The following is a 15,523-nucleotide window of genomic DNA, read 5'->3' as shown; positions in this document are numbered from 1 at the left end:
AGTTCCCCACGATGTTCAGCATCCCTAGACCCCTTGCGACAGGGGTGATTCGGGGGACGACTAGTGGGGCGCGGAATGCCGGAACTCGTACTGGAATTGAATGGCAGGACCTGGACGCTCGATCCGTCCAGGCCGTACACCCTCGGACGTGATCCGCAGGGCGACGTGACGATCGACGACGCAAGGGTCTCGTGGCGGCACGCCACGATCAGCTGGAACGGCCGCGGCTGGCAGATCGAGGACCACGGCAGCACCAACGGGACCTACGTGCAGGGCCACAGGGTCCAGCAGACGGAGATCGGCCCCGGAACACCGGTGAACCTGGGCAACGCGAACGACGGGCCGAGGCTGAACTTCACCGCCGCGGCCGCGGCCGGTGTCCACAGCGGGCGGGCCGCGGGGGCGCAGCAGGCGCCCGCTCATCCCGTACAGCCGCCGCACCAGGCCCAGCAGGGAGCCGCCGGCCCGCCGGCCGCCCCCGCACAGCAGCCGGGTCCGCAGCAGGCGGGGCAGCCCAGGGTTCCGCACCAGCAGGGCCCCGCGGACCCCTCCGCGGCGCGTGGTCACGGCGGCGCGGCGGGGGCGCCGCCGGTCTACGGTGACCGGAGCCCCACCACCTTCCACCGGCTGGACCTCGGCCGCGTCATGCGCATCGGCCGTGCCCTGGAGAACGAGCTGGTCGTCTCCGACCTCCAGGTCTCACGTCTGCACGCCGAATTCCGGGCGACGCCCGACGGCCGCTTCGAGATCCGGGACCTCGGATCCCACAACGGCACGTACGTCAACGGCCAGCCGCTCCACAAGTCCGGCTCCGCGCTCATCGGCCCGAACGACATCGTCGGCGTCGGCCACTCGACCTTCCGGCTGGTCGGGGACCGGCTCGAGGAGTTCGTCGACACCGGAGAGGTGTCCTTCTCGGCCCGCCATCTCACGGTGACCGTCGACGGCGGCAAGGACATCCTCAAGGACGTCTCCTTCGGCGTCCCCGAGAAGTCCCTGATCGCCGTCATCGGCCCCTCGGGGTCCGGCAAGTCCACTCTGCTCAAGGCGCTCACCGGCTACCGGCCCGCCAACCAGGGCGACGTCCTCTACGACAACAGGAACCTCTACAAGCAGTTCGCGGAGCTCCGCCAGCGCATCGGCCTGGTACCGCAGGACGACATCCTGCACAAGGAGCTCACGGTCACCCGGGCTCTGCGCTACGCGGCCAAGCTGCGCTTCCCCGCGGACACCACCGAGGCCGAGCGCACCGCCCGGATCCACGAGGTCCTCGCCGAGCTCAAGCTCGACATCCACCGGGACAAGAAGATCACCTCACTCTCCGGCGGCCAGCGCAAGCGCGTCTCGGTCGCCCTGGAGCTGCTGACCAAGCCGTCGCTGATCTTCCTGGACGAGCCGACCTCGGGCCTCGACCCGGGCATGGACCGCGACGTCATGCAGCTGCTGCGCGGACTCGCCGACGACGGGCGCACGGTCCTGGTCGTCACGCACTCGGTCGCCGAGCTGGCGATCTGCGACAAGCTCCTGGTCATGGCGCCCGGCGGATCCGTGGCCTACTTCGGCCCGCCCGAGGAGGCCCTGAACTTCTTCGGCTACTCCAGCTGGGCCGACGTCTTCTCCGCCTTCGAGAACTACCGCGACTACGACTGGTCGGGCCGCTGGCGCGGTTCGCAGCACTACCAGATGTACGCGGCGGACATCGACGCCGTCGCCGTCCAGCCCGTGCACATGCCGCCGCCGCAGTCGATCCGGCCCCCGAAGCCCTCGGGCTGGGCCGCCCAGCTGTGGACGCTGATGCGCCGCTACGTGTCGGTGATCGCGTCCGACAAGGGTTTCCTGCTGCTGATGGTGCTCCTGCCGGCGGTGCTCGGTGTGGTCAGCGTGGTCATCCCCGCCGAGTTCGGCCTGGCGGAGCCCGAGCCGCCGCACCGGTTCAACGGCAAGGCCGGAACGATCATGCTGATCCTCGCGGTCGGCATGTGCTTCGCGGCCGCGGCCAACTCCGTACGAGAACTGATCAAGGAGCGGGTGATCTACGAGCGGGAAAGGGCCACCGGTCTCTCGCGCTCCGCCTACCTCCTGTCGAAGGTGATCGTCCTCGGTGTGATCACCGCCTTCCAGGGCGTGATCATCTGCGGGATCGGCTTCTCCACCCGTGAGCTGCCGGCGGAGGGCCTCTTCATGTCCCCGGCCGTGGAGATCTGCCTGTCGATCATCGTGCTCGGCTTCACCTCGATGATGGTCGGCCTGCTGATCTCCGCACTGGTGAAGACCGCCGAGAAGACGATGCCGCTGCTCGTCATGTTCGCCATCGTCCAGGTCGTCTTCACCGGCGTGCTCTTCCAGGTCTACGGTTCGCCGGGCCTGGAGCAGTTCGCCTGGCTGATGCCGTCGCGCTGGGCCGTGGCCGCGGCCGGGACCACGCTGGACCTCGCCCGCCTCATGCCGCCGTGGGATCCCGAGAACCCGACCGACCTGGACCCGCTCTGGGAGCACTCGGCCGGCCAGTGGGGCGCCAACATCACGGTGATGCTGTTCATGAGCGCCATCCTCTTCGTCGCGGTCTCGCGGATGCTCCGGCGCCACGAGCCGGAGGTCATGCGCAAGTGACCCGCCGGGGCCGTCCGGTCCCGGAAACGCCCGAGGGCGGCACCCCGCGGGGTGCCGCCCTTCGGCATGTGGTGACCGGAGCGCCGTCGCTCCGGTCGGCCTTCTTCGCCATGCCGGGCCGTGCTGGTTCCTCCGGCTCGGTGTGTGCCGTCGGCTCAGTACGCGCTGTCGACGTTGTCGATCGAGCCGTACTTGTCGGCCGCGTAGTTGGCGGCTGCGGTGATGTTGGCGACCGGGTCGTACTGGTCGTGCTTGGTGCCCTTGACGTGGTAGAAGTCGAAGGTCGGCTTGATGACCTGCAGCAGACCCTTCGAGGGGATGCCGTTGATCGCGTTGATGTCCCAGTTGTTGATCGCACGGGGGTTACCGCTGGACTCGCGCATGATGTTGCGGTGCAGGCCCTCGTACGTGCCGGGGATGTGCTTCTTGTGCATGATGCTGAGAGCCTCGCGGATCCAGCCGTCCAGGTTGTTCTTGTAGACCGGCTTGCGGTGGGCGGCGCGGCTGGCCTTCTTGGCGGCACGCTTCTTCGCCTCGGCCCTGGCCTTCTTCTTCGCCGCGGCCTTGCTCTTGGCCTCGGCGACGGCCTTGGCCTTCGCCTCGGCCTTCGCGGCGTCCTTCTTCTTCTCGGCGGTGTCGGCGGCCTTGGCAGCGTCGGCGGCCTTCACCAGCTGAGCGGCGGTCGAGTTCTGCTCTATGTAGCTGGCCTGGACGGCCTTCGTCTGCGCACCGGTGAACGCGACGGGCGCGGACGCGGCTGCGGCCTGCGGCTCGGTCGTCGCCGAAGCGTCGTGCGGGGCGAGCGAGAGAGCGACAGCGGCGGCGGCCAGGGTCGAGACCCCCGCGACGGAGAGCTTCTGCGCCTTGTTCAGGCGACGGTTACGGCTGGAGATGCGGGACACGGACATACAGTCGTACCTCTTCGAATAGCAGGGGTCCTCGGCGAGGACGCGGACGGAAGCGCCGGAGCGCATCCCGTCGGGGACAGCTGCAATTCTTAGCGCCAGCAAAATGCCCTGGCAAAGGTGTGACGTACGAAGCCGGGTAGTTGCTCAGGGTCGCGTTAGTGCCTTCTTGTCCGTTTTGAGCCCAGGCGAGTTGCCCGATTTACGCCAACTATCCTCCTTCGTAAGTGACGTGGGTCCTATGCCTGGGCTCACACGGGGTACCCCCCGGGCTCACGAAACGTTGCTTGTGCGATGCAGAGCGTGAGGGGATTTCGCGGGGTTTGCGGCCCCCGGCAGGAGCAGGTGCACGTCCCCGAACTCATGCCACAGATAGCGGTGCCGCAAGGCCTCGTCATAGCCGTGGCGCAACGCCCGGCGCCCCGCGATCGCCTCCAGCATCAGCAGGTGCGAGGCCTCCGGCTCGTGCAGCCCCGTGATCAGCCCGTCCACCACACGCACCCCCCGCTCGGGCGTCACCACCAGATCCGTCCAGCCGGCGGCGCCCCGCAGCCTGCCGTCCGGACCCACCGCGGACTCCAGCGCCCGCACCGCCGTGGTCCCCACCGCGATCACCCGGCCCCCGCCCGCCCGCGCGGCCTCGACGAGCCGCGCCGTCGTGAGGGGCACCTCGAAGCGTTCCGGATAGGGCGGCTCGTGCGCCTCGGCCGAGGCCACCCCCGTGTGGAGCGTCAGCGGAGCGAACTGCACCCCCCGGCTCACCAGCTCCGCCACCAGCCCCGCCGTGAACGGTCTCGCCGCACTCGGCATCTCCGCCGAGCCGCTCCCGTCCTGCGACGGCACGGCGAACACCGTCCGGTACGCCGACAGCGGCTGGTCCCGCTCCGTGTACGCGTACCGGATCGGCCGGCCGTACCCGTCCAGGAGCGCGGGCACGTCCAGCGGCGCCCGCGCCCACCACAGCCGTGCCCCCTCCGGAGGACCCAGCGGGTCCTCCAGGACGAGCCACCGCCCGCCGGGCAGCCGCACCTCCGCCCCCGCTGGCCCCCCGGGCCGCGGCAGAGTGGTCCCCGTCCCGTCCGGCCGTCGCAGCTCCACCGCCCACCGGCCGTCCTCGCCCCGGGTGGAGAAGTGCACGACGACGGGCTCGCCGCCCAGACGGCCGTTCACCGCGGCCGCCAGCGTCATCGACGTGTTCACCACCAGCACGTCACCGGCCCGCAGCTCCCCGGGCAGCTCCCGGAACCCGCGGTGCGAGACCGCCGAGCCCCGGGAGACCAGCAGCCGCACGTCGTCCCGCCCGGCCCCCCGCCGCTCGGCCGGCACCCGCGCCGACAGCTCGGGCGGCACCCGCAGTGCCTCCAGCGCGGTCATCGCCCCTCCCGGACGTCCGAGTCCAGCAGCGCGGCGGCCACGTACCGGCCACTCGCAGGCCGCAGTCCGAGCAGCCGGACGAAGGCGGGTGCGACGGCGTCCGGCCGCGGCCTGGGCTCCGTGTCCCCGGGCACGGCCGCCGTATAGAGGTCCGTCTCCATGTCGCCCGGATCCACCGCCCACACCCGCAGCCCGGGCTCCTCTTCCCCGAGCACCGCCGCGAGCCGGTCGAGCGCCGCCTTCGAGGCCCCGTACCCGCCCCACGTCGGATACGGCTCGGCCGCCGCGTCCGAGCTCACGGCGATGACGGCACCGGCCCGCGAGGCCCGCAGCAGCGGCAACGCCTCCTGCACGAGCCCGAGCGCCGCCACCACATTGGTCTCCAGCGCCTGCCGCAGCCCGTCCAGTGGCAGTGCATCCAGCCGTACGAGAGGTTCGCAGCCCAGCGCGCTCGCGTTGCTCACCAGCACGTCGAGCCCGCCCAGCTGCCCGGCTGCGGCCACCAGCGCCTCGCGGTGCCCCGCGTCCGTGACGTCCCCGGCCACGGCCACCACCCTCGTCCCGTACCGCCCGCTCACCTCGTGCGCCGCCGCCCCGAGGGCCTCCGGCGACCTGGCGCCGAGCACCAGGTCCCAGCCCTCCCGCGCCAGAGCCCCGGCCAGCGCCCGGCCCAGCCCTCTCGACCCACCCGTGATCATCGCGATCGGCATGACAGTCATCCCCTTCGAACTCCGTGGTGCTCCGTCGCCACCAACCTAGGAATCCGCCCCCGCCCGCCGCCTCGTCCATCGGCCCCGGCGCCGGACGGCACTTCGGCCTAGGACCGGAGCCCCGTGCCGAAGCGGTCCAGAGACCGATACGACCCCTCCCGCCCCGCCGGTACCGTGAGCACATGAGCCATCGCCCTCCGTCCGGCCTCGCGGCGGTCAGCGCAGCGCTGCTCGCCATGAACCGGCACCTCGACATGCGCGACGTCCTCAAGACGATCGTGGCCTCCGCCCGCGAGCTGCTCGACGCCGAGTACGCCGCGCTGGGCGTACCGGACGATCACGGGGGCTTCGCCCAGTTCGTCGTCGACGGGGTGAGCGACGAGCAGTGGAAGGCCATCGGGCCGCTGCCCCGGCAGCACGGCATCCTCGCGGCGATGCTCCACGAGCCACAGCCCCAGCGCCTGGCCGACGTCCGCGAGGACCCCCGTTTCGAGGGGTGGCCCGACGCCCACCCGGAGATGTCCGACTTCCTCGGACTCCCCATCCAGGACGGCGACGAGACCATCGGCGCGCTCTTCCTCGCCAACAAGCGCTGCCCCAGGCCGACCGGGGGCTGCGGTTTCACCGAGGAGGACGAGGAACTCCTCGGGATCCTCGCCCAGCACGCGGCGATCGCCCTCACCAACGCCCGGCTCTACGAACGCAGCCGCGAGCTCACGATCGCCGAGGAGCGCTCCCGGCTCGCCCACGAGCTGCACGACGCCGTCAGCCAGAAGCTCTTCTCGCTCCGGCTCACCGCCCAGGCCGCGGCGGCCCTGGTCGACCGCGACCCGGCGCGCGCCAAGGGCGAACTCCAGCAGGTCGCCGCACTGGCGGGGGAAGCCGTGGACGAACTGCGTGCCGCCGTCGTCGAGCTGCGTCCCGCCGCGCTGGACGAGGACGGCCTCGTCGCCACACTCCGTACCCAGATCCAGGTCATGGACCGGGCGCACAGTGCCAGGGTCACCTTCGACAGCGCCGGCGTACGCGCGCTGCCCTCCGCCCAGGAGGAGGCCATGCTCCGGGTCGCGCAGGAGGCGCTGCACAACGCCCTGCGCCACTCCGGCGCCGGGCACGTGGGCGTCAGCCTCGCCCGGCACGGTTCGGCCACCGTGCTGCGGATCACCGACGACGGCCGGGGCTTCGACCCCCACCTGACCCGGAGCGCGGGCCGGCACCTCGGACTCGTCTCCATGCGCCACCGGGCCGGCAGCGTGGGGGGCCGGCTCACCGTCGCATCGGAGCCCGGTGAGGGCACCACGATCCGGATGGAGGTCCCCTGTGCCTGACAGGATCATCAAGGTGCTGCTGGTGGACGACCACCAGGTGGTCCGCCGGGGGCTGCGGACGTTCCTGGAGGTCCAGGACGACATAGAGGTGGTCGGTGAGGCGTCGGACGGTGAGGAGGGCGTCGCCCGGACCGAGGAGCTGAGGCCCGACGTCGTCCTGATGGACATCAAGATGCCGGGCACGGACGGCATCGAGGCGCTGCGCAGGCTCAGGGAGCTGCAGAACCCGGCCAGGGTGCTCATCGTCACGAGCTTCACCGAGCAGCGCACGGTCGTGCCCGCCCTGCGGGCCGGAGCGTCGGGCTATGTGTACAAGGACGTGGACCCGGACGCTCTCGCCGGCGCCATCCGCTCGGTCCACGCCGGTCACATCCTGCTCCAGCCGGAGGTGGCCGGGGCGCTGCTGGCCCAGGACGACGGCGGGGCCGGCACGGGCCGGGGGAGCACCCTGACCGAGCGGGAACGGGAGGTCCTGGGCCTCATCGCCGACGGCAGGTCCAACCGGGAGATCGCCCGTGCGCTGGTCCTGTCGGAGAAGACGGTCAAGACGCACGTGTCGAACATCCTGATGAAGCTCGACGTCTCGGACAGGACCCAGGCCGCACTGTGGGCGGTGCGGCACGGGGCGGCGGGCTGACGGCGCCTCCCCGGGTGCGGGGACGTCGGCGCCCTCTCCCGGGTGTCCAGGACCGGCGGGCCTGCCCGGGCGTCCCGCACAGGCACGCCGGACGGTCTCCGGTGTGCGGAACCCCGCCCTCCCGGTCATACAAGCGGACGGTTCCACTCCGATCCGAGATTCATACTGTCGGGTGTATGTCACCCGTACGGCGTATCCCCGGCGGCGTGACGGCGTTCTCCCTGTGTGCCGCGGCGATCGGTCGCGGCGATGCGAGGAGGATCCTGAAGTGAAGAACCTGAAGAAGGCCGCCGCCGTCACCATGATCGCGGGCGGACTCATCGCCGCCGGTGCCGGAGCCGCCTCCGCCACGGGCCACGGCCACGGAGGCGCCGGTGCGCACGGCCAGGCCGTGGGCTCCCCGGGTGTCGTCTCGGGCAACCTCGTCCAGGTCCCGGTGAGCGTCCCGGTGAACGTGGTCGGCAACACGGTCAACGTGGTGGGCCTGCTCAACCCGGCCTTCGGCAACCTCGGCCTGAACCACTGACCGACGCCTCGCACCCGCCCGCCGTGCCGGCTCGACCCGAGCCCGGCACGGCGGGCGGCGCCTCACCGGCCCCGTTCCTCCACGTACGCGTTGTACGCCGCGACCTGCGCGCGCCGGGCCACCCGCTCGACCGGACGCAGGGCCTCGCCCCGCGCCGCCATCTCCGAGGCGCTCACCGCACCTCCGTGCCCGTTCTCGTGGGCCACCGAGATCAGCAGCCCCACCCGCTGCGCCAGCTCCAGCACCCGGACCGCCCGCGGCGGATACCCGGGCGCCAGCACCTCGCGCCCGCGCTCCGCCCGCGCGCGGTAGGCGTCCACCGCGGCCTCCGCGACCGGCCCGGAGCCCGCCACGTCCAGCCGCGACAGCACCGCGGTCGCGTCCCGCAGCGCCTCGGCGAGCTCCCGTTCGGCCTCGCCCAGCGACGGCACGTCCGCCGGCGGCGCCTCCCGCACGGGAAGACAGCGCCACACCACCTCGATGTGCAGGTCCCCCGGGGGCCCGGCCTCGGTCACCTCCGGCACCAGGCCGTACGGGGCCCCGAAGGTGACGACCGCCTCCTCCGCCTCCAGCGCACGCGCGTTGAAGTCCGGTGGCCCGCTGAGCCCCAGCGGGTGCCCGGGGACCGGCAGCGCCACCCGGAAACCGGTCGCACCCAGCCCCCTCAGCCGGCCGAGTGCCAGCGTGAGCCCGACGGGCCCCGCCTCACCCGGCAGCCCCTCGACGCGGTGCACCGCGTCCTCGCCGACGATCGCGAGCGCGGCGTCGTCCGGCGACGCCAGCCCGGCCAGAAGCGCGTTTCCCCATGCGGCGAGCCGCCCTGAGCGTGGTTCCGAAAGCATGGGAACAGCCTAGGGAACAGCCCCCGGGCCTGAGCACTCCCCGGGTGGCGTAGGTTTTCCCTGGGAGCTGTGCCCACAGGCACGCGACGATCTCGACACTGTATGGGGAGACAACGCGCCATGAGCGATGTACTGGAGCTGGTGGACGTATCCGTGGTCCGCGACGGACGCGCTCTGGTGGACGACGTCTCGTGGTCGGTCAAGGAGGGTGAGCGCTGGGTCATCCTCGGGCCCAACGGCGCCGGCAAGACCACCCTCCTCAACATCGCCTCCAGCTACCTCTTCCCGAGCACCGGCACCGCCAAGATCCTCGGTGAGCGGCTCGGCGGGGTCGGCACCGACGTGTTCGAGCTCCGCCCCCGCATCGGCATCGCCGGTGTGGCCATGGCCGAAAAGCTCCCCAGGCGCCAGACCGTGCTGCAGACGGTGCTCACCGCCGCCTACGGCATGACGGCCACCTGGCACGAGGACTACGAAGCCGTCGACGAGGAGCGCGCCCGCGCCTTCCTCGACCGCCTCGGCATGACCGAGTACCTCGACCGGAAGTTCGGCACCCTCTCCGAGGGCGAGCGCAAGCGCACCCTCATCGCCCGCGCCATGATGACCGACCCCGAGCTGCTCCTCCTCGACGAACCCGCCGCCGGGCTCGACCTGGGCGGCCGCGAGGACCTGGTCCGCCGCCTCGGCCGGCTGGCGCGCGACCCGTACGCCCCCTCCATGATCATGGTCACCCACCACGTCGAGGAGATCGCGCCCGGCTTCACGCACGTCCTGATGATCCGTCAGGGCAGGGTGCTGGCCGCCGGCCCCATGGAGACCGAGCTCAGCTCCCGGAACCTCTCCCTCTGTTTCGGCCTCCCGCTCGTCGTCGAACACCACGGCGACCGCTACACCGCCCGCGGACTGCCTCTCGGCCAGTAGTCGCACCACAGCCAACCTCCCCGGCGCCCTGTCGGGGAGGGCACTCGCGGTCCTACGATGACCATGTGGACATCGACGCGTGGGTGTGGTGGCTGATCGGCGCGGTGGGACTGGGCATCCCCCTCGTCCTGACCGCGATGCCCGAGTTCGGCATGTTCGCCGTCGGGGCGGTGGCGGCCTCCGTGGTCGCGGCACTCGGTGGCGGCATCGTCGCCCAAGTGCTCGTGTTCGTCGTGGTGTCGGTCGCGCTCATCGCGGTCGTACGCTCGATCGCCGCGCGCCAGCGGGTGGGACGCTCCACGCACGCCACCGGCATCGACGCCCTGAAAGGCCGTCAAGCCGTCGTCCTGGAACAGGTGGACGGCAGCGGCGGACGCATCAAGCTCGCCGGCGAGGTCTGGTCCGCCCGCTCGACGGTGACCAGATATTCGAACCGGGCCGGCAGGTGGACGTCGTGGACATCGACGGCGCGACCGCCGTCGTCATGTGAGCGAACCGGTCACACGGCAGGCCGCAGTCTGCCACACTCGAAGTCGATCATCATGAGAATGCGACCGTCATGAGTGTTCGACCTCGATCACCGCGATCCGTCGGCAACCGAAGGGCACGAGGCACACGATGCAACCGATCATCATCGTCCTGATCATTCTGGTGGTGCTCGTCTTCATCGCCCTGATCAAGACGATCCAGGTCATCCCGCAGGCCAGTGCCGCCATCGTGGAGCGCTTCGGCCGCTACACCCGCACGCTCAACGCCGGACTGAACATCGTCGTCCCGTTCATCGACTCGATCCGCAACAGGATCGACCTCCGCGAACAGGTCGTCCCGTTCCCGCCGCAGCCGGTGATCACCCAGGACAACCTCGTCGTCAACATCGACACCGTCATCTACTACCAGGTGACCGACGCGAGGGCGGCGACCTACGAGGTCGCCAGCTACATCCAGGCGATCGAACAGCTCACCGTCACCACGCTCCGCAACATCATCGGCGGCATGGACCTCGAACGGACCCTGACCTCCCGCGAGGAGATCAACGCCGCGCTGCGCGGAGTCCTCGACGAGGCAACCGGCAAGTGGGGCATCCGCGTCAACCGCGTCGAACTCAAGGCGATCGAACCGCCCACCTCCATCCAGGACTCGATGGAGAAGCAGATGCGCGCCGACCGCGACAAGCGCGCCGCGATCCTCACCGCCGAGGGCATCAGGCAGTCCGCGATCCTCACCGCGGAGGGCGAGAAGCAGTCCGCGATCCTGCGCGCCGAAGGTGAGGCCAAGGCGTCGGCCCTGCGCGCCGAGGGCGAGGCCCAGGCCATCCGCACCGTCTTCGAGTCCATCCACGCCGGGGACCCGGACCAGAAGCTCCTGTCGTACCAGTACCTCCAGATGCTCCCCAAGATCGCCGAGGGCGACGCCAACAAGCTCTGGATCGTGCCCAGCGAGATCGGCGACGCGCTCAAGGGACTCAGCGGCGCGTTCGGCAACCTCGGAGGCGGCGCCCCCGGCTTCAACATCGGCGAGCAGCGGCGGGAGCAGCCCCCGGTCGAATGACCGGGCGGCACCTTCGTGCATGATCAGTGAGGCCCCTCGACCTTCATGGCGGGGAGGCGTCACTGACCATCGAAGGAGATGGCCTTGTCCATCTGGGAAATGCTCGCGGTCTTCGCGGCCGGGGTGGGCGCCGGCACGATCAACACCATCGTCGGCTCCGGCACGTTGATCACCTTCCCCGTACTCCTCGCCACGGGCCTGCCGCCCGTCACCGCCACCGTCTCCAACGCGCTCGGCCTGATCCCCGGTTCCGTCAGCGGAGCCATCGGCTACCGCAAGGAGCTCGCCGGCCAACGCCGCCGCATCCTCAAGCTGAGCATCGGCGCACTGATGGGCGGCCTCACCGGAGCCACCCTCCTGCTCTCCCTGCCCTCCACGGCGTTCGAGACGATCGTCCCCGTCCTGGTGGGCCTCGCCCTCGTCCTGGTCGTCCTGCAGCCCCGCATCAGCAAGGCGGTGCAGCGCAGGCGCGAGAGGGCCGGCACGCCGGCCAGGCCCGACGGCGGGCCGGTGCTCTTCGCCGGCCTGACGCTCGCCAGTGTCTACGGGGGCTACTTCACCGCCGCGCAGGGCATCATCTACCTGTCCCTGATGGGCATGCTGCTCGACGACACGATGCAGCGCCTCAACGCCGTCAAGAACGTCCTCGCCGCGGTCGTCAACAGCGTCGCCGCACTGTTCTTCCTGTTCGTCGCGGACTTCGACTGGACGGCCGTCGTGCTCATCGCGGCCGGATCGGCGATCGGCGGCCAGATCGGGGCCAAGACCGGACGCCGTCTCAGCCCGCGGTTCCTCCGGGCATTCATCGTCGTCGTGGGCAGCGCCGCCATCGTCCAGCTGCTGCTCCGCTGAACCACGGCGGCCCGTCCCTCCCGTACGAGGGGACGGGCCCCGGTCAGCGCGCGCGGGCCACGAACCGCCGGGCCGTCATGCCGCGGTCCGCGCCAGCCAGTCCGGCAGTGCGGAACGGTCGCCGGCACCCAGCGCCAGCAGCATCGCATCGGCGGGCGACGGGACGAACGGCTCCCGCAGCAGGGGCATACCCGCCTCCTCCGGAGTCCTGGCCGCTTTGCGGTGATTGTCCTCCGCGCACGACGCCACGGTGTTCAGCCAGGTGTCCTGACCGCCCTGGGCGCGCGGCACGACGTGGTCCACGGTGCTGGCCCGCCGCCCGCAGTACGCGCACCGGTGCTGGTCCCGTATGAGCACACCCCGTCTGGACCAGGGCGCGTGTCTTCGGAACGGCACCCGTACGTACCGGCAGAGCCTGATCACCTGGGGCACCGGGATGTCGACGGCGGCTCCTCGCATGCGGAGCCCGGGGTGCGACTGCTCGACGACGGCCTTGTCCTGCAGGATCAGGACCACCGCACGGTTGAGCGTCACCGTCGACAGCGGTTCGAAGCTCGCGTTGAGCACCAGTGTGTCCCGCATCCTGCCCACCTCCCGTGTGCCGCCCGCCTGTCCGCGGGCCCGGATCAACTCTGGCCGGGCGAGCCGTGAGGGACAACGCAATAAAAAAATGCCCTGCCCTGGTCTCTCCAAGACCGGGGCAGGGCAAACAGCGGGTGAAACATCAGCTCGTGGGAGCGGTGTACTCCCCGATCAACTGGGCGCGTCCCAACGTGTGGAAGCGCAGGTTGAATCCGACGGCCGCGGGCGGCGTGTCACTGTCCGGCCCGAGCTTCTCCGTGTCCACCGCGTAGACGGTGAACACATAGCGGTGGCTCTCGCCGGCCGGCGGGGCCGCGCCGCCGAAGTCCTTGGACCCGTAGTCGTTACGGGCCTGGACGGCGCCCGCGGGCAGCCCCGCGAAGTCACCGCTCCCCGCGCCCGCCGGGAGTTCCGTGACGGAGACCGGGATGTCGAAGAGCACCCAGTGCCAGAATCCGCTGCCCGTCGGGGCGTCCGGATCGAAGCACGTCACGGCGAAGCTCTTCGTCCCTTCGGGGAACCCCTCCCACCGCAACTGCGGCGAGGTGTTCCCCGCCGCGTGCACCTGGGCGTCGGCCAGTACCGCGCCGGGCGCCAGATCCTCGCTCACCACGGTGAACGAAGGGACCTCGGGATGGAAGTCGTGCGGCAGCGGGGCCCTCTTCGGCTGGCTCACGTCAGCACCTCTCCTGATCGTCTGTGCGGTGTCCTCCCACCGACCCTAGGGGGTGTCAGAGCCAGTTGCGCTGTCCACCGACCTGCGCGAGCCACTGGTTGAGGTACGCCGCCCAGTCGGTGCCCTGGTAGTCGTTCAGCCCGACCTTGAACGCGCGGTAGGAGTCGCTGCCCTCGCTGAAGAGCCCCGGCTTCTTGTCCATCTCCAGCACGACGTCCATCTCACGGTCGTCCGCGACGAAGGTCAGCTCGACCTGGTGCAGGCCCCGGTACTGCTGCGGCGGGAAGAACTCGATCTCCTGGTAGAACGGCAGGCGCTGGCGCGTACCGCGGATGTGCCCGCGCTCCATGTCGGCGCTCCGGAAACCGAAGCCCAGCTGCCCGAAGGCGTCCAGGATCGCCTGCTGCGCGGGCAGCGGGTGCACGTTGATCGGGTCGAGGTCACCGGAGTCCAGGGCCCGGGCGATCTCCAGCTCGGTCGTCACACCGATGTTCATGCCGCGCAGCTGCTGCCCGCCGAACATGGTGACCGGGGTCTCCCACGGGATCTCCAGGCCGAACGGCACCACGTGCACCGCGCCCGCCCGCGCCTCGAAGGCACCGCCCAGACGCAGCTTGGCGAACTCGATGTCCTGCTTGGTCTCCTGGTCCCCGCCCTCGACCTCGACCCGGGCCTGCAGACCGACCGAGAGTCCCTCGATCTGCTGGTCCACGGACCCGCCCTGGATCCGCACCTCGCCCTGGACGACCCCGCCGGGCACGACGTTGACCTCGGTCAGTTCGGTCTCCACCGAAGCACCGCCGGCACCCATGCTCGCGAGCAGCCGCTTGAAGCCCATGTTTTTCCTCCTAGGTCCTGACCCGTACATACGCGCCACGACCGTAGCCGGTTCCCGGGACGGCGACCCCGGTACCCTCGGGACGCCATGGGCGGTACCGCCCGCGCCGGCACGATGCCAGGCCCCCGAGCCGGGCATGCGCACCTCCGCTTCACCCAGGCACGTCAGGCAGGTCACCATGAACGTCGGGAAGCTCGCACACCCCGCGGAGGAAGTCGCCCCCAGACTGCTCGGCGCCGTCCTCACCCACGAGACACCCGAGGGAACCGTGAGCATCGCCGTCACGGAGACCGAGGCTTACTCCGGTTCGGCCGACCCCGCTTCCCACGCCTACCGGGGCAGGACACCCCGGAACGCGGTCATGTTCGGACCCGCCGGACACCTGTACGTGTACCGGTCCCACGGACTCCACTGGTGCGCCAACGTCGTCACCGGCACGGAGGGGACCGCCACCGCCGTCCTCATCCGGGCGGGCAGGGTCGTCGAGGGGGAGGACCTCGCCCGCGAGCGGCGAGGGGACAAGGTCGAGAGCGCACGTCTCGCGCGGGGTCCGGGGAACTTCTGCCGGGCGCTCGGCATCACGGCGGAGCACGACGGTGCGGACCTGCTGGCAGGCGGCCCCGTCGCGCTGTCCGAGGGCGAGCCGGTACCCGCGGCGCTCGTCCGGGCCGGTCCACGGGTGGGCGTGAGCAAGGCCCACGACTGGCAGCACCGCTTCTACCTGGCCGGTGATCCGACGGTCTCCGCCTATCGTCTGAGCCCGAGAGCCAAGCCGTCCGGCGGAACCTGAGCCGCTGCGGCCACTGCCCGGGACTACGCGCGCCGGTGAGCCGGCGGGGGTGCGTGATGCCCGTCAGGGCGACGCGACTTGACTCGCCCCCACTGTTTCCCTAATGTAGTCCGAGCCGCTTGAACGGATGCAGGTGTCGGCACGGTCCATCGGACCGGGTCGCAGCATCGTGAGAGGGCCAACCACTACCTACGATTCACCCCTGGCGGGTGCATTTTCGGCATGCCGGAATGTGCCCAACGGCTCGATTATGAGTCGCAGCGGAAATCGGTTAACGTAGTGGCACGCCGAAAGGGAAACGCGAAAGCGAAGAACTGGAAAGCGGAAAAGTATTATCCCGCTTCGACCGGGAATCGGACACGAAAGAGTCTGATAGAGTCGGAA

Annotated in this window: 15 protein-coding genes and 1 pseudogene; 9 read left to right on the top strand and 7 right to left on the bottom strand. The window is 70.7% G+C overall.

Annotated features, from left to right (window positions below):
* Nucleotides 1-75: 75 nt before the first annotated feature.
* Nucleotides 76-2,610 (top strand): FHA domain-containing protein, encoded by a 2,535-nt coding sequence (locus ACFYY2_RS21265; protein ID WP_388745131.1) that lies wholly within the window; start codon nt 76-78, stop codon nt 2,608-2,610.
* Nucleotides 2,611-2,765: 155 nt separating this feature from the next.
* Here ACFYY2_RS21265 and ACFYY2_RS21260 read toward each other — a convergent pair whose 3' ends face one another.
* The 3 genes from ACFYY2_RS21260 to ACFYY2_RS21250 all read right to left on the bottom strand — a co-directional run bounded on the left by ACFYY2_RS21260 (nt 2,766) and on the right by ACFYY2_RS21250 (nt 5,599).
* Nucleotides 2,766-3,518 carry a transglycosylase SLT domain-containing protein gene (locus tag ACFYY2_RS21260; protein ID WP_388745129.1) on the bottom strand — a complete coding sequence of 251 codons (753 nt, stop codon included), beginning with the start codon at nt 3,516-3,518 and terminating at the stop codon, nt 2,766-2,768.
* Nucleotides 3,519-3,788: 270 nt separating this feature from the next.
* Nucleotides 3,789-4,889: an S-adenosylmethionine:tRNA ribosyltransferase-isomerase gene (locus ACFYY2_RS21255; protein ID WP_388745127.1), complete on the bottom strand. Its 1,101-nt coding sequence runs from the start codon at nt 4,887-4,889 to the stop codon at nt 3,789-3,791.
* A complete protein-coding gene (locus ACFYY2_RS21250) occupies nt 4,886-5,599 on the bottom strand; it encodes an SDR family NAD(P)-dependent oxidoreductase (protein WP_388745563.1) in 714 nt (237 codons plus the stop codon). Before ACFYY2_RS21250 ends, ACFYY2_RS21255 begins: the two co-directional genes overlap by 4 nt.
* A 182-nt stretch (nt 5,600-5,781) precedes the next feature.
* On the opposite strand from ACFYY2_RS21250, the gene ACFYY2_RS21245 reads away from it, so the two are divergent.
* The 3 genes from ACFYY2_RS21245 (at nt 5,782) to ACFYY2_RS21235 (ending at nt 8,090) form a co-directional block, all read left to right on the top strand.
* Nucleotides 5,782-6,927, top strand: a complete 1,146-nt coding sequence (locus ACFYY2_RS21245) for a GAF domain-containing sensor histidine kinase (RefSeq protein ID WP_388745125.1) — start codon at nt 5,782-5,784, stop codon at nt 6,925-6,927.
* The gene (locus ACFYY2_RS21240) at nt 6,920-7,564 is read left to right on the top strand and encodes a response regulator (RefSeq protein ID WP_388745123.1); all 645 of its coding nucleotides are present in this window, start codon (nt 6,920-6,922) and stop codon (nt 7,562-7,564) included. The genes ACFYY2_RS21245 and ACFYY2_RS21240 overlap by 8 nt, the downstream gene beginning before the upstream one ends.
* A 268-nt stretch (nt 7,565-7,832) precedes the next feature.
* A complete protein-coding gene (locus ACFYY2_RS21235; RefSeq protein WP_329036065.1) occupies nt 7,833-8,090 on the top strand; it encodes a chaplin family protein in 258 nt (85 codons plus the stop codon).
* 62 nt (nt 8,091-8,152) lie between these two features.
* Here ACFYY2_RS21235 and ACFYY2_RS21230 read toward each other — a convergent pair whose 3' ends face one another.
* Nucleotides 8,153-8,932, bottom strand: coding sequence for a hypothetical protein (locus ACFYY2_RS21230; protein ID WP_388745120.1), 780 nt, complete (start codon nt 8,930-8,932; stop codon nt 8,153-8,155).
* Nucleotides 8,933-9,052: 120 nt separating this feature from the next.
* Between ACFYY2_RS21230 and ACFYY2_RS21225 the strand changes: the two genes are divergently transcribed.
* The 4 genes and pseudogenes from ACFYY2_RS21225 (at nt 9,053) to ACFYY2_RS21210 (ending at nt 12,253) form a co-directional block, all read left to right on the top strand.
* The gene (locus ACFYY2_RS21225) at nt 9,053-9,853 is read left to right on the top strand and encodes an ABC transporter ATP-binding protein (RefSeq protein ID WP_388745118.1); all 801 of its coding nucleotides are present in this window, start codon (nt 9,053-9,055) and stop codon (nt 9,851-9,853) included.
* A gap of 65 nt (nt 9,854-9,918) precedes the next feature.
* A pseudogene (locus ACFYY2_RS21220) lies at nt 9,919-10,343 on the top strand (NfeD family protein).
* Between the two features lie 128 nt (nt 10,344-10,471).
* A complete protein-coding gene (locus ACFYY2_RS21215; RefSeq protein ID WP_388745115.1) occupies nt 10,472-11,401 on the top strand; it encodes an SPFH domain-containing protein in 930 nt (309 codons plus the stop codon).
* Nucleotides 11,402-11,479: 78 nt separating this feature from the next.
* A complete protein-coding gene (locus ACFYY2_RS21210; protein WP_388745113.1) occupies nt 11,480-12,253 on the top strand; it encodes a sulfite exporter TauE/SafE family protein in 774 nt (257 codons plus the stop codon).
* A gap of 75 nt (nt 12,254-12,328) precedes the next feature.
* Here the strand turns inward: ACFYY2_RS21210 and ACFYY2_RS21205 are convergent, their stop codons facing one another.
* From ACFYY2_RS21205 to ACFYY2_RS21195, 3 genes are all read right to left on the bottom strand, one after another.
* A complete protein-coding gene (locus ACFYY2_RS21205) occupies nt 12,329-12,835 on the bottom strand; it encodes an HNH endonuclease (RefSeq protein ID WP_388745111.1) in 507 nt (168 codons plus the stop codon).
* A 142-nt stretch (nt 12,836-12,977) separates the two neighbouring features.
* Nucleotides 12,978-13,511 carry a YbhB/YbcL family Raf kinase inhibitor-like protein gene (locus ACFYY2_RS21200; protein ID WP_388745108.1) on the bottom strand — a complete coding sequence of 178 codons (534 nt, stop codon included), beginning with the start codon at nt 13,509-13,511 and terminating at the stop codon, nt 12,978-12,980.
* Between the two features lie 55 nt (nt 13,512-13,566).
* Nucleotides 13,567-14,349, bottom strand: coding sequence for a sporulation protein (locus ACFYY2_RS21195; protein WP_388745106.1), 783 nt, complete (start codon nt 14,347-14,349; stop codon nt 13,567-13,569).
* Between the two features lie 178 nt (nt 14,350-14,527).
* On the opposite strand from ACFYY2_RS21195, the gene ACFYY2_RS21190 reads away from it, so the two are divergent.
* Nucleotides 14,528-15,139, top strand: coding sequence for a DNA-3-methyladenine glycosylase (locus ACFYY2_RS21190; RefSeq protein ID WP_388745103.1), 612 nt, complete (start codon nt 14,528-14,530; stop codon nt 15,137-15,139).
* Nucleotides 15,140-15,523 lie beyond the last annotated feature (384 nt).

Source organism: Streptomyces sp. NPDC001822, from assembly GCF_042892135.1.
Taxonomy (GTDB): Bacteria; Actinomycetota; Actinomycetes; order Streptomycetales; family Streptomycetaceae; genus Streptomyces.
Note: the sequence above shows the minus strand (reverse complement) of the source record. Positions and strands in the feature narration are given on the sequence as shown.

Coding starts and splice junctions, on each gene's coding strand:
- ACFYY2_RS21190 (WP_388745103.1), top strand. CDS start 14,528: ATGAACGTCGGGAAGCTCGCACACCCCGCGGAGGAAGTCGCCCCCAGA.
- ACFYY2_RS21230 (WP_388745120.1), bottom strand. CDS start 8,932: ATGCTTTCGGAACCACGCTCAGGGCGGCTCGCCGCATGGGGAAACGCG.
- ACFYY2_RS21265 (WP_388745131.1), top strand. CDS start 76: ATGCCGGAACTCGTACTGGAATTGAATGGCAGGACCTGGACGCTCGAT.
- ACFYY2_RS21195 (WP_388745106.1), bottom strand. CDS start 14,349: ATGGGCTTCAAGCGGCTGCTCGCGAGCATGGGTGCCGGCGGTGCTTCG.
- ACFYY2_RS21260 (WP_388745129.1), bottom strand. CDS start 3,518: ATGTCCGTGTCCCGCATCTCCAGCCGTAACCGTCGCCTGAACAAGGCG.
- ACFYY2_RS21255 (WP_388745127.1), bottom strand. CDS start 4,889: ATGACCGCGCTGGAGGCACTGCGGGTGCCGCCCGAGCTGTCGGCGCGG.
- ACFYY2_RS21210 (WP_388745113.1), top strand. CDS start 11,480: ATGGCCTTGTCCATCTGGGAAATGCTCGCGGTCTTCGCGGCCGGGGTG.
- ACFYY2_RS21250 (WP_388745563.1), bottom strand. CDS start 5,599: ATGCCGATCGCGATGATCACGGGTGGGTCGAGAGGGCTGGGCCGGGCG.
- ACFYY2_RS21245 (WP_388745125.1), top strand. CDS start 5,782: ATGAGCCATCGCCCTCCGTCCGGCCTCGCGGCGGTCAGCGCAGCGCTG.
- ACFYY2_RS21225 (WP_388745118.1), top strand. CDS start 9,053: ATGAGCGATGTACTGGAGCTGGTGGACGTATCCGTGGTCCGCGACGGA.
- ACFYY2_RS21205 (WP_388745111.1), bottom strand. CDS start 12,835: ATGCGGGACACACTGGTGCTCAACGCGAGCTTCGAACCGCTGTCGACG.
- ACFYY2_RS21215 (WP_388745115.1), top strand. CDS start 10,472: ATGCAACCGATCATCATCGTCCTGATCATTCTGGTGGTGCTCGTCTTC.